Annotated in this window: 15 protein-coding genes; 9 read left to right on the forward strand and 6 right to left on the reverse strand. The window is 59.4% G+C overall.

The annotated features are described in order from the left end of the window. Positions 1-128: 128 nt before the first annotated feature. The 3 genes from KT71_RS17975 (at position 129) to KT71_RS17985 (ending at position 5,091) form a co-directional block, all read left to right on the forward strand. The gene (locus KT71_RS17975) at positions 129-1,154 is read left to right on the forward strand and encodes an amidohydrolase family protein (RefSeq protein ID WP_008293906.1); all 1,026 of its coding nucleotides are present in this window, start codon (positions 129-131) and stop codon (positions 1,152-1,154) included. 50 nt (positions 1,155-1,204) lie between these two features. Beyond that, positions 1,205-2,032 (forward strand): cyclase family protein, encoded by an 828-nt coding sequence (locus tag KT71_RS17980; RefSeq protein ID WP_008293905.1) that lies wholly within the window; start codon positions 1,205-1,207, stop codon positions 2,030-2,032. A 455-nt stretch (positions 2,033-2,487) separates the two neighbouring features. Beyond that, positions 2,488-5,091 carry a TonB-dependent receptor gene (locus KT71_RS17985; protein ID WP_023660315.1) on the forward strand — a complete coding sequence of 868 codons (2,604 nt, stop codon included), beginning with the start codon at positions 2,488-2,490 and terminating at the stop codon, positions 5,089-5,091. A 13-nt stretch (positions 5,092-5,104) separates the two neighbouring features. Here KT71_RS17985 and KT71_RS17990 read toward each other — a convergent pair whose 3' ends face one another. Beyond that, complete coding sequence (locus KT71_RS17990; RefSeq protein ID WP_040362488.1) at positions 5,105-5,371, reverse strand: hypothetical protein; 267 nt, start codon at positions 5,369-5,371, stop codon at positions 5,105-5,107. Here KT71_RS17990 and KT71_RS17995 point away from each other — a divergent pair. Continuing rightward, positions 5,346-8,291 carry a ligand-binding sensor domain-containing diguanylate cyclase gene (locus KT71_RS17995; RefSeq protein WP_008293901.1) on the forward strand — a complete coding sequence of 982 codons (2,946 nt, stop codon included), beginning with the start codon at positions 5,346-5,348 and terminating at the stop codon, positions 8,289-8,291. The genes KT71_RS17990 and KT71_RS17995 overlap by 26 nt on opposite strands. Here the strand turns inward: KT71_RS17995 and dinG are convergent. Together dinG and KT71_RS18005 are read right to left on the reverse strand one after the other, a co-directional pair. Further along, entirely contained in the window at positions 8,262-10,385 is a 2,124-nt protein-coding gene (dinG, locus tag KT71_RS18000) for an ATP-dependent DNA helicase DinG (RefSeq protein WP_008293900.1), read from the reverse strand. The two genes, KT71_RS17995 and dinG, sit on opposite strands and share 30 nt — an antisense overlap. Beyond that, positions 10,382-11,524, reverse strand: coding sequence for a 1-acyl-sn-glycerol-3-phosphate acyltransferase (locus KT71_RS18005; RefSeq protein WP_008293899.1), 1,143 nt, complete (start codon positions 11,522-11,524; stop codon positions 10,382-10,384). The genes dinG and KT71_RS18005 overlap by 4 nt, the downstream gene beginning before the upstream one ends. 135 nt (positions 11,525-11,659) lie before the next feature. Here KT71_RS18005 and KT71_RS18010 point away from each other — a divergent pair, with 135 nt between their 5' ends. Then, positions 11,660-11,884, forward strand: coding sequence for a hypothetical protein (locus KT71_RS18010; protein WP_023660317.1), 225 nt, complete (start codon positions 11,660-11,662; stop codon positions 11,882-11,884). Positions 11,885-11,902: 18 nt separating this feature from the next. Here the strand turns inward: KT71_RS18010 and KT71_RS18015 are convergent, their stop codons facing one another. Further along, positions 11,903-12,706: a tyrosine-protein phosphatase gene (locus tag KT71_RS18015; RefSeq protein ID WP_008293897.1), complete on the reverse strand. Its 804-nt coding sequence runs from the start codon at positions 12,704-12,706 to the stop codon at positions 11,903-11,905. A gap of 151 nt (positions 12,707-12,857) precedes the next feature. On the opposite strand from KT71_RS18015, the gene rpsT reads away from it, so the two are divergent. Next, positions 12,858-13,124 (forward strand): 30S ribosomal protein S20, encoded by a 267-nt coding sequence (gene rpsT, locus KT71_RS18020; RefSeq protein WP_008293896.1) that lies wholly within the window; start codon positions 12,858-12,860, stop codon positions 13,122-13,124. A 179-nt stretch (positions 13,125-13,303) separates the two neighbouring features. Here the strand turns inward: rpsT and KT71_RS18025 are convergent, their stop codons facing one another. Further along, positions 13,304-13,843 carry a lipid-binding SYLF domain-containing protein gene (locus KT71_RS18025; RefSeq protein WP_023660318.1) on the reverse strand — a complete coding sequence of 180 codons (540 nt, stop codon included), beginning with the start codon at positions 13,841-13,843 and terminating at the stop codon, positions 13,304-13,306. 120 nt (positions 13,844-13,963) lie between these two features. Continuing rightward, positions 13,964-15,196, reverse strand: coding sequence for a ferritin-like domain-containing protein (locus KT71_RS18030; RefSeq protein ID WP_008293894.1), 1,233 nt, complete (start codon positions 15,194-15,196; stop codon positions 13,964-13,966). A gap of 112 nt (positions 15,197-15,308) precedes the next feature. Between KT71_RS18030 and KT71_RS18035 the strand changes: the two genes are divergently transcribed. The 3 genes from KT71_RS18035 to KT71_RS18045 are packed head-to-tail and all read left to right on the forward strand — an operon-like array spanning position 15,309 to position 18,804. Then, complete coding sequence (locus KT71_RS18035; protein ID WP_008293893.1) at positions 15,309-16,319, forward strand: AraC family transcriptional regulator; 1,011 nt, start codon at positions 15,309-15,311, stop codon at positions 16,317-16,319. Further along, on the forward strand, positions 16,316-17,380 hold the full coding sequence (locus KT71_RS18040; protein WP_008293892.1) for a patatin-like phospholipase family protein: 1,065 nt from the start codon (positions 16,316-16,318) through the stop codon (positions 17,378-17,380). Before KT71_RS18035 ends, KT71_RS18040 begins: the two co-directional genes overlap by 4 nt. 20 nt (positions 17,381-17,400) lie before the next feature. Beyond that, positions 17,401-18,804: an MFS transporter gene (locus KT71_RS18045; RefSeq protein WP_008293891.1), complete on the forward strand. Its 1,404-nt coding sequence runs from the start codon at positions 17,401-17,403 to the stop codon at positions 18,802-18,804. Positions 18,805-18,819 lie beyond the last annotated feature (15 nt).

Consider the following 18,819-nt stretch of genomic DNA (forward strand, 5'->3'; position numbering starts at 1 on the left):
TCCCTCGGGAGGCCGTTTTTCGTTGGACTTTGCATTCATCCGGGCAACTGGTTAGCGTATCGCTTCGTCGTCAAACAGCGCGCGCCAGAGCGAAAACGATAAAACAATAAATCTACAAGGAGACTGGCATGGATTTGTTCCATGAAGACCACCCCGCCTGGTTGGCCCAGGTACAGGAAGAGATCATCGATCCGGACCAGCCGATCATCGACCCCCACCACCACCTCTGGCCCGACATGATGGGGGATATCTATAACGTCGATGAACTTGCCGTAGACACGGGCTCGGGGCACAAGGTGATCGGTACGGTATTTATGGAATGCGGCACCTGTTACCGCGAAGATGGGCCGGAGCACGAAAAGTCCCTGGGAGAAACCGAGTACGTGCTGGCCCAGGCCGCCCGCATTCGATCCCACGATCTCGGCCCGCCGATCCTGGGCATGGTGGGCCATGTGGATTTGCGGGAGTCAGACACCCTTGATGACGCTCTGGACCAACACCTGGCCCTGGCCGGCGACTTCTTTAAGGGCATCCGCCAGGCCGGAGCCAGTGCGCCTCCGGGCGATGCCGAAAGCATGCTCATCCCCGGTCCGGCGCCGGCGGATCTTTACCGGCTACCTGAGTTCCAGGCGGGCGTGCGCCGCCTGGGGGAGCGGGGACTGTCCTACGACACCTGGCACTATCATTTTCAGTTACCGGATTACATCGCCCTCGCCCGTGCCTGCCCGGACACCGTGATGATCCTTGATCATTTCAGTACGCCCCTGGGTGTGGGTAGCTTTGAAGGCAAACACGACGACATTTTCCCCACCTGGAAGAATGAGATGCGGGAGCTCAGCGCCTGTCCCAACGTTTTTTTGAAGCTGGGAGGCCTGGCCATGCCCGACAACGGTTTTGGCTGGCATCTCGCAGACCGGCCCCCGAGCTCCGATGAGCTTCTGGAGGCGCACGGTCGCTGGTACCACCACGCCCTGGACTGCTTTGGCGCGGATCGCTGCATGTTTGAGAGCAATTTCCCGGTGGATCGACTGTCCCTGTCCTACGCGGTCTACTACAACGCCATGAAAAAACTGGCGGCAGACTTTTCCGCGGCGGAGAAAAACGCTCTGTTTGCCGATACGGCGCGAAAGGTCTATCGACTCCCCGAGGGATAAATCCATAGCCCGGATAATCGCCGCGTCCGTCACTCAAAAAGGGAATAGCCATGAACCGGGATCCGTCCACACAAACCGCCGACCTACTTAAAAGCCCCCGGCGGCGAATCATCGATCTCTCCATTCCCATTGAGAATGATATCGCCTCGGATCCCGAGCCTTTTCGCCCCCAGGTGACCTATCACCGGCACGATGGCACCCACGATCAGCTCATGCCGTTTTTCCCGGGGTTGGAAAAAAGCGACCTCCCGGACGGCGAGGCCTGGGCCGTTGAGGAAGTGCAGCTCAACACCCACAACGGCACGCATATGGATGCGCCCTGGCACTACCACTCCACCATGGACGGCGGCGATCCGGCCTGGACCATCGATCAGGCCCCCCTGGACTGGTGCTTCCGCGCCGGGGTGAAACTGGATTTCCGGCATTTTGCCGACGGCTATGTCGCCACCGCCGCCGACGTGGAGAAGGAGCTCGCCCGCATTGACCACGAGCTTCAGCCCCTGGACATCGTCGTGGTCAACACCAGCGCCGGTGCTGCCTATGGCGAACCGGACTATATCCATCGCGGCTGCGGCATGGGCCGCGAAGCCACGCTTTATCTTACGGAGCGGGGCGTGCGCGTGGTGGGCACCGATGCCTGGTCCTGGGATGCGCCTTTCCTGCACACGGCGCGGAAGTTTGCGGAGTCTAAGGACCCCTCGATTATCTGGGAGGGGCACAAAGCAGGCCGCGATATTGGCTACTTCCAGATGGAGAAGCTGCACCAACTGGAAGCCTTACCCAGTCACGGTTTCGAGATTTGCTGCTTCCCCGTAAAGATCAAGGGAGCATCCGCGGGCTGGACCCGCGCCGTGGCTATTTTAGGGGGCGACGGCTAAAGGCTCGCGCCCTACTATCAACCCAAGTCGGCCCGCCCTCACCTTCGCCTTTGCAGAGGGTCTGCTCAGAGCCCCTCACCAAAGCACCTGTAAACTATTTACGTTTTACAGGTGAGACCGCCCAAGATTTTCCTATAAAAAACAGTAACTAAGCCGACAATTTAGTAGTGCTTTGCTATGGAAAGGTGAGCCTGAAGCCGTTAAAATAGATCGCAGGTGACGTCATGGCCCTCAACAGGCGTGAACGTCGCGATAAACCAATAAAAGCGATAACAGCGGTAACCCAGCAAGCTTATGCACACTTATGCATTTCCGAGGCAGCTAATTAAGTACACCACGCTCGATTCTTTTGAACCGCGGCGCTTTTGGTGTGGCTGTTTGCCAGCTCCGATTTGAGAGCCCGAAAATAAATTCTCTGAAAAACCTCGCAAGATACTAAAAAAAGGACGCCACAAATGAACGCAAGAAACCCTTCCATGCACCATGCTCGATCACCGTTGGCTCTCGCACTCTATGCGACCATCGCATGTAGCAGCGGAAATGCCATTGCCCAAGAAGGCGGACCGCGCCTTCTCGAGGAAGTCGTCGTTTTCGCTCAGAAGCGTGAGCAGTCAATCCTCGATGTTCCTGTATCTGTTTCATCCTATGGCGAAGAAGCTCTCGACCGCGCACAGTTGCGTGACCTCTCAGAGCTACAGCAAGTTGCACCGAGCCTGGTGTTCAACAGCTCTACGGGCGCGACCCAATCCATCCTGACCATCCGCGGCATCGGAACGGCCGGCCAGAATTCCGGCCTTGAGCAGTCCGTAGGCGTGTTTATCGACAATGTCTATCGCGGCAGGCCCGGCGCAGCTCTGGGCGACTTTGTTGATCTGGAGTCCATAGAGGTCCTGCGCGGACCACAGGGAACTTTGTTTGGTCGCAACACCTCTGCCGGTGTTATCAACGTACGCTCAAAGGCACCGGAGCACGAATTCGGTGGAAATCTGCAAGCCGGCATTGGCGACTACGGTTACACTCAGCTACGCGGTAGCCTGACAGGCCCAATTACCGACAACCTTGCCTGGCGCATCGCGGGTACCTGGCAGCAGCGCGACGGCTACATCGAAGACACATTCAGCGGCGAAGAATGGAACGATCGCGACCGCTACTCTGCGCGCGGCCAGCTGCTATGGGATGTAAATGACACAAGCTCACTCCGAGTCATCGTCGACTACACGGAAACTGACGAGCGCTGTTGTGTACCTGTGCAAGTGTTCGACGCCAGCAGTGCCGCACTACTGATCGGCAGTCCCGTTGGCCTCGGCGCTTTGAATCCTGCTTTTGCCAACTTTGCGATTGGAGCCCCTCTGCAGGACGGCACACCGGGCACCACACCCGGCGACCAGGAAGTCGTCTTTTCCGGGACTTATCCGGACATCGACAATTTTGAAGGCTCCCGCACCACCTCGGCAAGCGCGGACGACAGCTTCGAAGACGGAGGCATTTCGGCGGAATTCAAAACTTCGGTGACCGATGACATCGACATGACGGTGATTGGCGCTTATCGTTTCTTCGAAACCAACCCCTATGGCGACATTGATATGCGCACGGCGGATATCTGGCAGGGTGGTCGCGGTCAGGACATCGACGAGACCTCTTTGGAACTTCGCTTTGATGGAACCACAGGCAACGCAGACTGGTCCGTAGGAGCCTACTATTTCGATCAGGACATTGATGCCACAGGACGCTTCGCCTGGGGTGCGGATGCCTCAACCTACCTCGCCTCGGTGGGTATCGCGCGACTGGCCGGAGACGCGGACATCATCGCTGAAGGAGGCTCCATCGCCGACATTCTCGGCTCGGGTCTCATCGACATTGGCAACGCGGCGCCCGGCGGTGCTGCGAACCCGCTGAACTGGCTCCCCACAGCTGGCCTGGAAGGCACCGGTTCTCAGGAAACCGTTGGCTATAACGCCACGAGCTATGCACTGTTTGGACAGGTGACCTTTAATCTGAGTGATCGTCTGAGCTGGACCATCGGTGGTCGTTACTCGGATGAGGAAAAAGACGCAACGTATCTGACGACAGCCAATGACCCCTTCTCGAACCGGGATCTTCGGCAAACGGCGTTAACCGGCACAGACGGCCTGTTTTGGGCACTGCGCCCCTTGCAGGTACATAACGGCTCTCTCCCGGGAGCTGCCAGCTTTGAAGATGATGATTTCTCTGCAACCACTAACCTGAATTACGAAGTAAACGAAAGCGTATCGGTCTACGCGCGCTTCGCTCAGGGTTACAAGGCCGGCGGATTAAATTTGAATGGCACCATTGGTCAGCAGCCGGGCAATCCCACACCGACCTACATTGGCAATGACTTTGAGTCTGAAACCAGTGATAGCTTTGAGGTGGGTGCCAAGTCGTTCCTGCTGGACAACACTCTGCAACTCAATGCGACGGTGTTCTACCAGACCACGGAGAACTTCCAGACCAACTCCTTCGATGGTGCGGGCTTTACGCTGCGTAATGCGGGAGAGATTGAAGGCACCGGTATTGAGCTCGACTACACCTGGATGCCGAATGACAACTGGACTGTCAGCGGGGGTCTGGTGCTTCAGGACATCGAGTACGGAGACTTCACCAATGCGTCAAGCACCATCGCGCAGCAAGAGTTCGCGGGACTCAGAGCTCGGGCGCTGGGCATCGTACCGGATCAGGACCTGACCGGCGAAACACCAAACTTTGTCTCTGACGTGACCTGGGCAGGTAGCGTTGCCTATCGCAAACCGATAAGCGCCGGCCTGGCGTTTAACGGCGCGGTCAGCTGGCGTTATCGCTCTGAGTTCACAACCGGGCAGGACAATGATCCTCTGACAGCTCAGGATGCCTTCACCACGGTGAACGCGACTATCGGTATCGGCGACCTTGACGATCAGTGGCGCCTGGAATTCTGGGGGAAAAATCTGACGGATGAGACGGTAATCAATATCGGCTTTGACACGCCAGCACAAACCGGATCCATGAGCGCTTTTGTCGAGCCACCTCGTATGTATGGAGCAACTTTAAACTACAGCTTCTAATGGACCCTTGGCGTTAAGCAATGCCGGCGGCGCGCAAGCCCGCCGGTTTTTTTGTGCCCGCAACTTTCTCACCAAGCAACCGCCGGGACTGCCATTTGTCATGGCAAAACAATCTCGGGTAACCTGCAGCACCAAAAATGACAGGGGGCTCGACCGTGCCGATACCGGCGAAAGAAGCCATAACGGCATTAGGACCAAACGCGGCCATTGCGGCAACTGACCGTCGTATCATCTTTTTACAAAAGCGCTCAAGTTTGATTCGCAGGCTGGCCGCAATCATCAGTGGCTCCCTGTTACTGGGCGCCCTTACGGCCCAGGCCCTCGACCCCGATCGCCTGCCAAGCCAATACCTCATAGACCGCTATGGTCGCGACTCGGGCCTCCCCTCGGACCGCGTCTGGGTGAGCGAGGAAGGGCCCCGGGGCTACCTGTGGATAGGCACCCAGGGAGGTCTGGCGCGCTTCGATGGCGCGGACTTCAAAACCTTCAATCAGCAAACTCACGAGGCCTTTAATGCCAGCGATATCCGCGCCCTCGAATGGACGCCCGATGGCGATTTGTGGATAGGGACCTATGGCGGAGGCGCCGTATTCATGCGGGGTCGCGAGTTTGAGTCTTTCTCAAAGGATCAGGGACTCATCAGCAACGTGATCTATGACATCCATCGGGCGGTGGACGGCTCTATCTGGTTTGCTACGGATCTCGGGCTCACCCAGCGAACCGGCGGGGAGTTCAGATCCTGGACCGTGGCAGATGGCCTGGCGTCCAATCGTATCTTTGATATCGCCGAAGATTCGGAAGGAAATCTGTGGTTCAGCAGCCTCACCAATGGTGTCAGCTATTTTGATGGCAGCACTTTTCATCGTATCGGTACGGAAGACGGCCTGGATTCCCTGCAGGTGCATATGCTTCGCTGGGACAAGGAGCTTGGCGTTATTGCCGGGACGGACAGCGGTGCAATCTACCAGCTATCTACCGCGGCGCCGCCGGCGCTGCTGCCATCGGCGACGCCCAAGGCCATACAGTCTTCCTTGCTCGATCGAGACGGCAACCGCTGGCTAGGGAGCTACGGTGACGGTGTCTGGCGCCTGAGCGCGGACGGCCGGGAGACGCACTTCCCCCTGGACTCAGGGCACTCCTCGGAGCACATTTTCGATCTTGTGGAGGACGCCCGGGGAAGCCTGTGGGTGGCAACGGGCCATGGCTTGTTCCGAGTCAAAGACAGCCCCTTTCTCGCCCTGGGGAGCGCCGAGGGATTAGCAGATTCTACCTTTGTTGTGACAGCCCAGAGCGATGACACGGTGTGGATCGGCACGGAGCCCGACGGCCTGTTCCGCGTAGAAGCCGATGGCAGCATCTCCCAGCCCTTCCCCGAACTCGTCGACAAAAGCGTTTCCTCCCTGCTGGTCAGCGCAGACGACAGCCTCTGGGTAGGCACTTTTGGTGACGGGCTTTTTCATATCCGTGAAGGCGCCATCGAACACTTTGCCATTGCCGACGGCCTCCTGGGAGACCACGTTCTTGCCCTGCAGCAATTACGCGATGGCAGCATCTGGATTGCCACCAACCGGGGTCTGAATGCCTGGCTTGGGGACGACGCCGACATAACGACTCCCCTCCCAGAACTCAGCGATACGATTACCCGGCATATTCTCGAAGCCCGCAACGGCGTTGTGTGGTTGAGCAGCAACTCCGGGCTGTATGGCTATGACGGGGGCAAGCTGGAGCATTGGACCGAGGAGCGGGGATTAGCCAGCAATGTGGTGCGCACCAGCTATGAAGATGACCGGGGCGTGCTGTGGATCGCCACGGGCGCCGGCACGCTGTCCCGTCTCGACAAGGGCCGACTGTTCAGCTACGACCGCTCCCACGGACTCCCCCTGTCTGCCGGCTACGCCATTCTCGAGGACAGGGCCCGCAATCTCTGGATTTCCAGTACTCAGGGGCTTCTCAGAGTCACCCGGGACAGTCTCGACGCGGTCGCCCGCGGCGAGCGAAACACCCTCGACACCCGCGTCTTCGAAGAAAACGACGGTCTGCGCTCCACGCAGTTTACCGGCGGTTTCCAGCCCGCGGGATGGGTGACCCGGGATAATCGCCTGTGGTTTACGAGCACCAAGGGCGCCACGACATTTTCTCCGCAAAAACTCACCACGGACAGCACCCCCCTGCGCACCTATATCGATGCCATCAGGGTCGACGGCAAGCCCGTGGCTGTTGCAGAGCCCGTTGCTATCCCGGCAAATTTTCAAAGCCTGGAAATTGACTACAGCAGTCCCGAACTGAGCAAAGCCCATTCCATCAGCTTTAGATATAGCACGGTGTCCAATGGTGATTTCTGGACCGATGCCGGGAACCGGCGTACCGCCTATTTTTCTGCCTTACCGGCGGGCGAGACCGCATTTCGCGTGCAGGCGAGCTTTGACGGAGAGCTCTTTCCAACGACGCCGGACGGACTGACCTCCCTCACCATCTATCGAACGCCCCACTGGTATGAAACAACCTGGTCCGTGCTTCTGGGCGTCGCACTCATTGCCTTACTGGTGAGCCTGCTCCAGCGGTACCAGTCCCGCAGTGCGAGGCAACGGGAACAGCAACTGCGCCAACTGGTGGATTTACGAACGGAGGAACTTCGGGATGCCCTCGTGCGCGTCGAGGCCAACTCGCGCATAGACAGTCTCACCGGCGTCGCCAATCGACGGCATCTGGAGGAGCATCTCAACGCAACCTGGAGCATGTCCCGTCGCACGGGGACACCCGTGAGCATCCTTATGCTCGACATCGACCTGTTCAAGCAATACAACGACAGCCTTGGGCATGCCGCCGGCGACGACTGCCTCAGAACCATTGCCCAGGCCATCAAGGGAAAACTCCTGCGGGAGCACGACATGCTCGCACGCTACGGCGGTGAGGAGTTTGTAGTGGTGCTCTATGACACCGATGCGGCGGGCGCTGTACGCACAGCGAACCGCATACTGGAGTGCGTGAGAGCCCTCGCATTGCAGCACCCGGCGAGCCAAGTCAGCGAGCACGTCACCATCAGCATCGGTTGTGCCTCGATGGGGGATAAGGAGCGGGACGATCCTCACCGGCTGATTGATCTGGCCGACAAGGCGCTCTATGAGGCGAAAGCGAAGGGTCGCAATCGCGTGCACAGCACCGCAGAGGAATCAGCTGATACGGCGCTGGAAAGGGGGTAAGGAATCGAGAATCGCCCGTCCATAGCGACGGGTGATCACCCTGCGATCCATAAGCGTCACGCGCCCGACATCGGTCTCCGTGCGCAGGAGGCGACCACTTGCCTGTACCAGCTTGAGTGCCGCATCGGGCACGCTGATTTCCATAAAGGCATTGCGTCCCTGAGCCTCCAGCCACTCAGCGAGGGCGGCGTCGACGGGATTGTCCGGCACCGCAAAGGGCAGCTTGGCGATAACCACATGCTGGCAGTAGCCGCCGGGCAGATCCACGCCCTCGGCAAAGCTTGCGAGGCCGAATATCACCGCGCCCCTGCCATCATCGATGGTCTCGCGATGACGCCGGAGGATTTCCTGCTTGCTGTAATCATCCTGACGCAGGATACGACTTCGCCACTCTACCGGGAGGCCGTCGTACACATCGTTCATCTGCCGGCGGGATGAGAACAGCACCAGGCTGCCCTCCCCGGCATCCAGTAAATCCGGTAGCAGCTCGATGAGCTCCCGGGTATGCGCCGGCGCATCACCGGGCTCGCTTTTCATGGCGGGCACATGAAGCGTCGCCTTGCCGTAGTCAAAGGGACTGGCAACAATTTTGTAGCGGCCATCCTCGGGCACCCCCGAGCGGGCCCTGAAACGATCAAAACTTCCCAGAGCGGTCATGGTAGCGGAGGTCAGTATCACCCCGGCCGCCCGATCCCAAAGCTGTTCCCGGAGAATATCCGCCGCCAGAATATGGCTGCAGTGAAGATCTATAGCCAGCTCTTCGTCATCGGCGCGACGCTTGAGCCAGCGCGCCCGTGGCGGTGACTCCTCCGCGGCATCCGCGGCAAAATCCTGAAACAGGGAAAGAACTCCCTCGGCACGCACAAGCATGCCGCCCACGGCCATTTGCCAGGCCTCCAACTCATCACGTACCGAGGCAAAGGATTCGTCTTCCAGGGCGTCGTCGATACCCGCCTCAAGCGTGATGAGGCGACCGGTGAGCCTTGCCCACTGGCTGGCAAGGGACGCCGTTGCCTGCTGGAGGTCCGGGGGCACAACGCCCCCCTCAAAGCGCAGCTGCTCTTCAAAATCACCGGCGCTGGCCATGATGGCAGCGGCCTTTTCCGCGATCTGCTGCAGCCGCAACTGCAGGTCATCGAAAAGTGCCGGCAGAGGTTCCAGCACCGTGCTGAGGCCCGGGAGCGTTGCCAGCAGCGGCGCACCCTTGGCCAGAGCCTTGCGACTGTCGCCGAGCCACGACAGGGTGGACGGCAAACGGCAGAAGGACGCGAAATGATTCAGCGCCTTGTCCGGAAGGTGATGACCCTCGTCAAAAATGTAAATCGTGTCTTCCGGCGGGGTGAGTATGGCACCGCCCCCCAGGGCCAGGTCTGACAGCACCAGATCGTGATTGGTCACTACCACGTCGGCTTCCTGAAGACCGTCCCGCGCCCGGTAAAAACTGCAGTTGCGAATATTGGGGCAGCGTCTGCCGGTGCACTGTCCCTGGTCGGCGGTCACGGGAAACCAATCCGCATCGTTGATGGGCGCCGACCAGTTGTCGCGGTCGCCATCCCAGTCTCCACGAGCCAGGGCATCGAGCATGAGGCCGTAGCTTTCGAGAGCGTCCCGGGCAAGGGCAGGGGACACCTCATCGGGATACAGACCCATGGTCTGCCCTCCCCCCGACTCCCGCGCCATGAGGCGATCGAGCTGACTGAGACAGAGATAACGCCGCCGTCCCTTGGCCAACTGAAAACTGAAATCGAGCCCGCTCCCTTTCTTGATGTCCGGGAGGTCCTTGTGAACCAGCTGCTCCTGGAGGGCAACGGTGGCCGTGGCGATGACCAGACGCTTGTTCAGCGCCCGGGCCATCACGAGAGCGGGAATCACATAGGCGATGGTTTTTCCCGTGCCCGTGCCGGCTTCGATGACAGCGATGGGAGAGCCTTCGGTATCGGCGGCACCCATAGACGGGGATAGCCGCGCCAGGGTATTGGCGACCTCGGCGATCATCTGTCGCTGCCCCCAGCGAGGCGTCAGTCCCCGGGCATCGGTAATCGCGGTATAGGCTTCGCGGATGGCATCCTTATCCGCCGGCGAGAGCGCGCTCACGAGGGCTTGTTCAGCTCCAGCATGCTGCGCAGGGCGTTGGCATAGCTCGCCAAAGCAAAGGGTCGCTCGTCCTCGCTCATGGCCTCAATGCGTCCGTCAAAGGCCTCTCGGGTGCAGCTCCCCTCAGCTATTTCAAGCCCGGGATCGCCAGCATCCTCCAGCGCCTCAAAGGCCCAGAGATTTACGGGACGCAGGCGGTAGCCGCGGATAATCTGGGCATCAATGGCAGCTGCCACCTCCCCGGGGGATTCAAAGTTGCCTCCCAGGGGCGTGCCAAAGTGAACATGTACCCGCCCTTTGTTACCGGCGATGCCCCGTCCGATAGACGCCACATCCTCCTGCTCGGACTTTTCATAAGCCCCGGCGCTCTGGCGCTGGCTCAGCTCCCTGGCCTTCATGGCGTCACAGGGATCCAGCTCGTAGCTTATAGCCACGGGCACAATACGCAGGGAGGCAATGTGATCACCAAAGCTCTCTTCCTGCTTGTTGCGGCTAAGGGACAGCATTTTGATCACGGCTGCCTCCGTACGATCACGACCATCCTTAGCCCGCCCCTCACGCTGAGCTATCCAGATGGGAGCGTTATCTTCCTGCACGGAGCTGCGGATGTACCGGGCCAGGAGTTTGGAGTTGGCCAGCAGCTCCCGGGGGCCGCTTACGGAGCGCTGCACAATAAAGCTCTTATTCAGCCGCATGAGGTCGGCGACCCACTGCTCCCGGAGGAGATTGTCGCCGATGGCAATGCGCAAGGTCTGATGTCCTGCGCCATGGAGAGCGTAGTTCGTCAGCGCCGGATCCATGGCAATGTCGCGGTGATTACTGATAAACAGATGGGCGCGCTCGGAGTCCAGATGCTCTAATCCGGATACCGTGAGTCCCGCGGTGGTATCTTCAATCATGCGCTCAACGTAAGTCTTAATGCGCATCTGCAGATCATAAACGGTATCGACACCGGCAAGCTGGCGCCGTAGGTAGAGCCGCGCAAAGGGCCTCAACAGCGGCGCGAAGTGCACAGCCCCCTGACCAAAGCGCAGCCGCAGCATGGCATTGAGGAAATCTTTAGATCCCAGTAAACGGCCAATCGTTGGCCGCACTTCCCCATCGTTGTAGGGTCTGATGGCCGCAAATGGATCTGACACGCTGTGCTCCCAAAAAAAGGCGCCTCACCTTAACCAAAAAGGCTCTGGCCGTCATCAGGCGAAAGCGCGCAAACGCTGACGAACGCGAGTGCTTCTGCTACTCTTGCGCGCGATTTTGAACTGGGGGTGAAAACCATGGAAGCTACAAGCGCAACACTTATGACCTTTGGCCTTGCCACCTTGCTGGTGAGCTGGATTCTGATGCTCATCACCGCATGGAAAGACGACTATGCCTGGGGCATCTTCGCCGTCCTTCTGCCCCCTCTGGCCTATGCCTACGGACTCTTCCGGCTCGAAAAGGCAGGGCAAAGCCTCCTCGTCGCCTTTGTGGGTCTGCTCATGATCTGGGCGGCGTTTTAAGTAAGCTCCCGCAGGGCGTCAGGCGGCGACAACAAAACGTCGACGCAATTCCCGACGCTCCGGGTCCTGAAGCCCCAGACCTTCTCGCAGATAGCCGTCGCTGTCGCCATAGGTCTGGGTCATAGCCTCCAGAGCGCTGAGCAGATAGTCACGCCGGGCCTCCATCATGGGGCGTAAGTCCTCATCATTCAGATGCTCCACCGGGTACTTTTTACGCACTCGGGGCGTTTGCTCCTCGGGCAGGTAGTAAAGCCGGGACAGGAGGTAATCCCCCTCAATGTCCTCCGACGACACCCCCAGGGCCATCTGCAGGACCGCCACGGCAAACCCCGTGCGATCTTTGCCGGCCGAGCAGTGAAACAGCACCCGCTTTGCGTCCTCGGCGAGGAGTCGGGCGAACACCTCTTTATAGGCGTCGGTCTGGGAGAGCACAAACTGGCGATTGATATCACACATAAAATCAAACATCGCCTGGGCGCCGCCAAGCTGCGTGGAATCCGCGTAGATAGCGCTACCCTGGCTTGCGGGCGTAATGTCCGCGCCGACCATCGCCACCCCCTCGGGGAGCCAGGAAGGCTCTAATGCGCGCTCGTCGACGCGACGAAGATCCACGACCATGTCCAGATCCAGGTCCGCGAGGCGCTTACGATCACTGTCCGTGAGATAGGCAAGATGCCCCGAGCGAAACACCCGCCCCCAGGCCATTGCCCCATCGCCGCAGGCATAACCGCCGGCGTCGCGGAAGTTTGGCGAGCCCTCGAGGCCGAGATGACGACGGGGGTCGCTCCCGGAGGCTCCGGGCAGTGAGTCCTGGCCCTGCATATGTCTTGCTCCTATTGTTTGTTGGTGTTTTTGCGCATTGACCGCGATTTTATGTCGGCGCACCCGGCTATTGACAGAACTCCCGCCAGTCGGCAGAATCCGCCCTCCAAAAATTTCCATTCATCTGTTTGATTATTTAGAGGAGTCCTCAGTGGCTAACTCCCCCCAAGCCCGCAAGCGCGCCCGTCAGTCCGAAAAGCGTCGCGCTCACAATGCCAGCCTTCGATCGCTGGTTCGCACCAACATCAAGAACGTGCTGGCCGCTGTAAAGACCGGCGATGCTGAGCAGGCTCGCGAAGCTTACTCCAAGGCCGTACCGGTTATCGATCGCATGGCCGACAAAGGCATCATCCACAAGAATAAGGCAGCCCGTCACAAGAGCCGCCTGAACGCACAGGTGAAGGCACTCGCTGCCTGAGACCCCGATCGGCTCTCGTGCTGACCGTCACAGGCCCGCCGATTCGCTAACACAGGGCAGAGCCACAAAAAAAGCCGACCTCATGGTCGGCTTTTTTTTGCCTGAATCATTGATAGCCGGGGTGTTGATGTCAGGTTTTTACCGGGCATTGTGACCCGCCCCTGCACCACACCGGATGATCAGTCAGAAAGGTCAACGGAGAACTTCTGACCGCCGACCGAGGCCTCGTACATCAAACCGCCCTTGGCGCGGGTAAAAATCGCAACGCCGTTGGAGTAGTTCGCATCCGCCGAGGCGCCCACGGTCACCGCAACGGCAGAAGCCTGGGCTCCCAACTCGTAGTTGCCGGCCTTAAAATGTTCAAGAGCCGCGGCATTCTCAAAAAACAGAAATTCACTGTAGGCCTGCCCACCCCACTGAAAGCCAATGGTCAGCTGTGTCAGGGTGACAATGCCCGAAGGCTCTCCCCCCTCGAAAAGCAAACCTTTGCCGCGGGCACCGCCGATACCGAAACCGGCTTTACCCACCGTGGGAATGACAACGTAAGCAGCCGCGGAATCAAAAAAAGCCTGCATGCTGGGATCATCGGAAAGGAGCTGGCTTTTCGCCTCTTCCGCTCCTTTACTGAGCTTGCCCACTTCCCGGGGATCCCACGCCAGGGTAGACGCACTGATAACAAGGGCGACACACGCCGCAAACACTTTTTTGCCGAGGCTCATCTTGGTAGTCCTGTTTATTGTGATCTTTGCTGCGCCGCATCGCGCACCCGCGGACAATATACCCTGCCGCTAAAAAATAAAAAGCCGGCTTTCGCCGGCTTCCCAAATCGCTGACGGTGCTTAGCAGCAACCGCCGGCCTGAGGAGTATCCCCGGCCTCTGCCACCTGCTGTGCTGGCTCCTCGGCGTTTGCCTGCTCTTCAAATTTTTCGTGAAAAGCCGCGAGCATGCTCTGCTCGTGGGACTGGGCTTCTTCCGTGTCCAGGGGACGCTCGAGGGCGCTCCAGTTAATGTCGCCATCAGTCGCGAGATTTTCAAATTCCAGAATACCCAGCTCTTCGAACTTGGGGCGAATCTTATCTGTCAGCAGACCAATACGACTGAGGTTGGGAATCACACGCTGAAACAGCAAATTGCGGAAAGTCGACATCACAAAGCCATCGAGCACTTTTTTACGCGCTTCCTCCACATCCCAGCCGAAGTGGCGGAACACATCCGTTGCCACCAGGCGCTCGCGGCTGACCACACAGGCCTCGTAGGCAAATTGCGCCCGCTCCTCAATCTCTTCCTGGGTGAGTGTCTTGATGTGCTCTTCCAGATAATTCACCCCGAAGGTCACGTGACGGGCCTCATCACGGGTGACGAGATACACCACATCCTTAAGCACGGGATCCGGCGTTGTTTCCCGCGTCGTGTTGAAGGCCGACAGGGCCAGCCCCTCAATCACGATCTGCATGCCGATAAACTTGAGATCCCAACGCGGGTCCACAAGAATCTTGTCGATGATGCTCTTGAGGTGCGTATTGATGGGATACATGACCCCGATGCGCTTCTGGAGGTATTTATTGAACACCTCGACGTGCCGCGCTTCATCGAAGGTCTGGGAACCCGCGTACAGCTTGGCGCTGAGTGTCGGGGCACAGGAACACAACTGGGAAGCCACCAACAGCGCCCCCTGCTCGCCGTGCAAAAACTGCGACAGGCTCCAGGCGTTCATGTGCAGCCAGAACTCGTCCTTGGTTTTTTCGTCCATGGCCAGGTAGGGCTCATAGTCATGCAGGTTCATAAGCTCGGGAGAGCGCACCTCATCGGGCCAGGGACGATTCCAGTCGATGTCCATCTCCGGGTCCCAGTTGAGCTGCTTTCCGAGGTCGTAAAGCTTTTTGATGCGATCATCCTGCACGGTGTAATCCCAGTTATAGGACCCCGTGAGCGGCGTCTGAAAAATCTCCGCGATGTGATCAACCTGCTCGTCCGTCAGCAAATCTTCAAGATCGGGGTTCTCCCTGGGGTAATCCGCGTTGGCGAATTGCTGGATTTTGCGCGGTGCCTGCTCTTCCCATTTTATGTTCATGTGCTTGGCTCTCTGGATTGGCGTGGATCTGGACCTTTAATATCTGCCAGAAACCCAGGCCCAACAAGGTAGCTTCTTGTCAAAATAGGGTCATTTGTGGCCAAATCACCCCATGAGCAGCAGCACCCCCGCACCCTACGTTCTGATTCTTATCGATCTCGCCGTCGAAGCCGGCGTCGCGCGCCACGACTTACTCCAGGGCAGCTCCCTGGCGGGCGCGGATCTGAGTGCCATCGGCGCGCGGGTCAGCGACGACGACTTCCGCACACTGGTAGAAAACACCCTGCGCCTTACGGGTGACCCCGCTCTCGGCCTGCGCCTGGGACGAAGACTCAACCTCAGTGCACATGCGGTGCTGGGACAGGCATTTATGACCTGTCGCAATCTCGAAGAGGTGATTCAGCTTTTCGAGCATTACTACCCGGTGCTGGCGCCGGAACTGACCTTGGAGTTTTCCCGCACGGAGGATCGTCTGCTGATATGCTCCCCCAACAGCGAGGCTTATCTGCCCATAAGCTTTGGTCTGGAGTGCATCACCGCCGCCATCCGCAACACCCTCACGGGACTTTTAGGGGATACGCAGTTCCCCCTGCGCTTTGAGTTTCCTTATCCTGCCCCGGCTCACGCAGCGGTTTATACCGAGGTCCTGGGCGACGATGTCTACTTTGATTGCGAAGCAGCGGTCTGGAGTTTTCCCCTGGAGCTCCTCGACACTCCTCTGCCGAGCTCCAACCCTGCCCTTCGCCAGCTTTACGAGGCAGAATGTGCACGGCTGCTGGCGGATCTAAGCGACAGCGCCGCCATCGGTGAGCAGACCCGAAGCCTGCTTCGCAAACTCGAAGGGCAGTACCCGAAGATGCCGCAGGTAGCCACCATGCTGAATATGAGCCCCCGCACCTACCGCCGCCGACTCACGGAAGAGGGCGTCAGCTTTCAGGCGCTCCTCGACGAAGTCCGCGCAGAACACGCCACCCGTCACCTTCGGGAGCGACGCCTGCCCATTGCCAGTATTGCCTATCAGCTGGGCTTTAATGACCCTTCTAACTTCCGCCGCGCCTACCGGCGCTGGACGGGAGTCACGCCCGGTGCCGTGCGCAATAAGGGCGACGAGGCCCAGCCTTGAACAATCGTCCCCTAAGCATTTATCTGGGACGTGAGGCGGCAAGACGCATCGCCCGCCACGGCTGGTCCGGCAGAGAAATCACCCTGCTCCTCGGCGCCTCCGGCGGCCCCAAATGGCTTATCCTCGGGGCCCTCGACCGCCTCCTCTTCGGGGATTTTCTTATGGAGAAGAGAGAGGCGCCGCTCCAGGCCGTGGGCTCCTCCATCGGTTCCTGGCGCCATGCCTGTCTCGCGCAGCCCGACCCCGTGGATGCCCTGGACCGCTTTGAGGATATCTACGTCAACTGGGACTACAGCGAAAAACCGGACCCCAGGGAGATCAGCGATGCGAGTCTGTCCATGCTGGAACACATGTTTGGCAACGGCGGCGCCGATGCCCTCATCGATCATCGTTTGCTGCACAGCTATATCGTCACTGCCCGGGGTCGGGGACTGAACTCGGCCCGAAACACCCTGGCTCTGGGGTTGGGCATGGGCAGCGCGGCCATCGGCAATGCCATTCATCGGCGGCTGCTGGCACTGCACTTCCAGCGAGTGCTGTTCACCAGCCTCGATGCGCCGCCCTTGAACCTCAACGACTTTGGCGTGAGCCCCGCCCCCCTGCGACCCGACACCGTGGCGCAAGCGCTTCACGCCAGCGGCTCCATTCCCTTTCTCCTGGCCGGTGAGCGCGACATCCCCAACGCGCCACCGGGACACTATTGGGATGGCGGCATCATCGACTACCACTTTGATCTTGCGGGGTTCGAGGCACAGCAGCTGATTCTCTACCCCCACTTTCGCAAGGACCTGACCACGGGCTGGTTTGACAAGTTCCTACCCTGGCGGCGGCAACGCAAGCCCAATGCAGAGAACGTCATCCTCCTCTGCCCCAGCGATGACTTCATCGCCTCTCTCCCGGGCGGTAAAATTCCGGATCGCAGCGACTTTACTCGTATGCCGCCGGAAGAACGTATACGCTATTGGCGCACTTGCATTGAACGCAGTCGGGAACTGGCGGAGGACTTTCAGCGCCAGCTCGACAGCCCCGATCCTCTGGCCGACACCCAGCTCCTCAGCTAGCACAGAAACAGTAAAACGCCATGTCCGCGCTCCTCACCCTGACTTCATTATTGCTGTCGGTGGCCTTCCTGCTGGTAGGTCATGGCATGCAACTCACTCTACTCCCCCTGCGGGCAGCGGTGCTCGGACACAGCGATCTACAGATAGCCCTGGGCGGATCGGCCTACTTTCTCGGGTTTATTGCCGGGTGCCTGCTGGTGCCACGACTGATTGCTCGCGCCGGACACATCCGAAGCTTTGCGGTGCTCGCCAGCGCCATGACCAGTGTGCTCCTCGTCCTCGGCCTCAACGACTCCTGGGTCGTCTGGTCAGCGCTGCGCTTTGGCATCGGCTTTTTTATCTGCGGACTTTACAGCGTAATCGAGAGTTGGCTCAACGATCAGGCCACGGAAGACAATCGCGGCCAGGTGCTGTCCGTGTACACCTTCCTGGTGCTGATTTCCATGGCCCTGGGACAGCAGCTGGTCAATGCCTCCCCCGTCGCCAGTTCCACGCCGTTCATGGTGCTGGCAGCGATCGTCGCCCTGTCCACGATTCCCGTGAGCATGACGCGGAAACTGGCGCCGGCGCCCATTGAGTCCACGCGTACCCGTATCCGCCTGCTTCTGTCCCGATCCCCCCTGGCGGTTACGGGCGCCTTACTCTCCGGCGCGGTGACCGGCGCTTTCTGGACCCTGGGCGCGGTCTTCGCACGGCGAAGTCTGGAAAACCTGGCGGATGTCACCCTGTTTATGTCCGCAGCGATTATCGGCGGGGCACTGTTCCAGTACCCCTTTGGCTGGCTGTCGGACCGGGTGGGCCGCCAGAACACGATGCTGCTTTTGGTGCTGCTCGCTGCAGGAACCAGCGCAAGCGTCGCGCTGGCGCCCTCGACGCCGCTGCTGTTGATCGCGATTTTTTTCTTTGGCGCCACCACCATGCCCATTTATTCCATGGCCCTGGCCACGGCGGCGGACAATTCCCTGCGCCACGAGTTTGTGGAAGTGGGGACCTCGGTATTGCTTCTCAATGCCCTGGGCGCTGTCCTCGCGCCCCTCGCTCTGGGCCAGCTCATGACCATCGGTGACCCCAGCTGGTTGTTTTGGGGGTGCTCGGGTCTCAGCCTGTTTGCGGGATTGATTGTCTTAACGCAGCGAGGACACAAGGGGAAAGTCGATGATGTGGTGCCCTTTTCGGCAGCAGCATCCGATATGGCGCCCACGAGTTTTGATCTGGACCCCAGAGCCCCCGAGGACGCCGAGGGCGATTTAGCCCCCGCCGAGGAACTGCCGTCCGTCTCAGACAGTGAAGATGACGTTGAGGAGGCCGAGAGCGAGGATATCAGTCCTCCGGATGATCAAGCTCCGGATCATGAGGCGTCTCACCCACCAGTTTTTGAAGGAGAATGGCTGCCAGGCGATCCCCGGGACCGGGGTTCTTCTTAAAGGTCCGATTGACCA

Origin of the sequence: Congregibacter litoralis KT71 (assembly GCF_000153125.2) — a bacterium.
Taxonomy (GTDB): Bacteria; Pseudomonadota; Gammaproteobacteria; order Pseudomonadales; family Halieaceae; genus Congregibacter; species Congregibacter litoralis.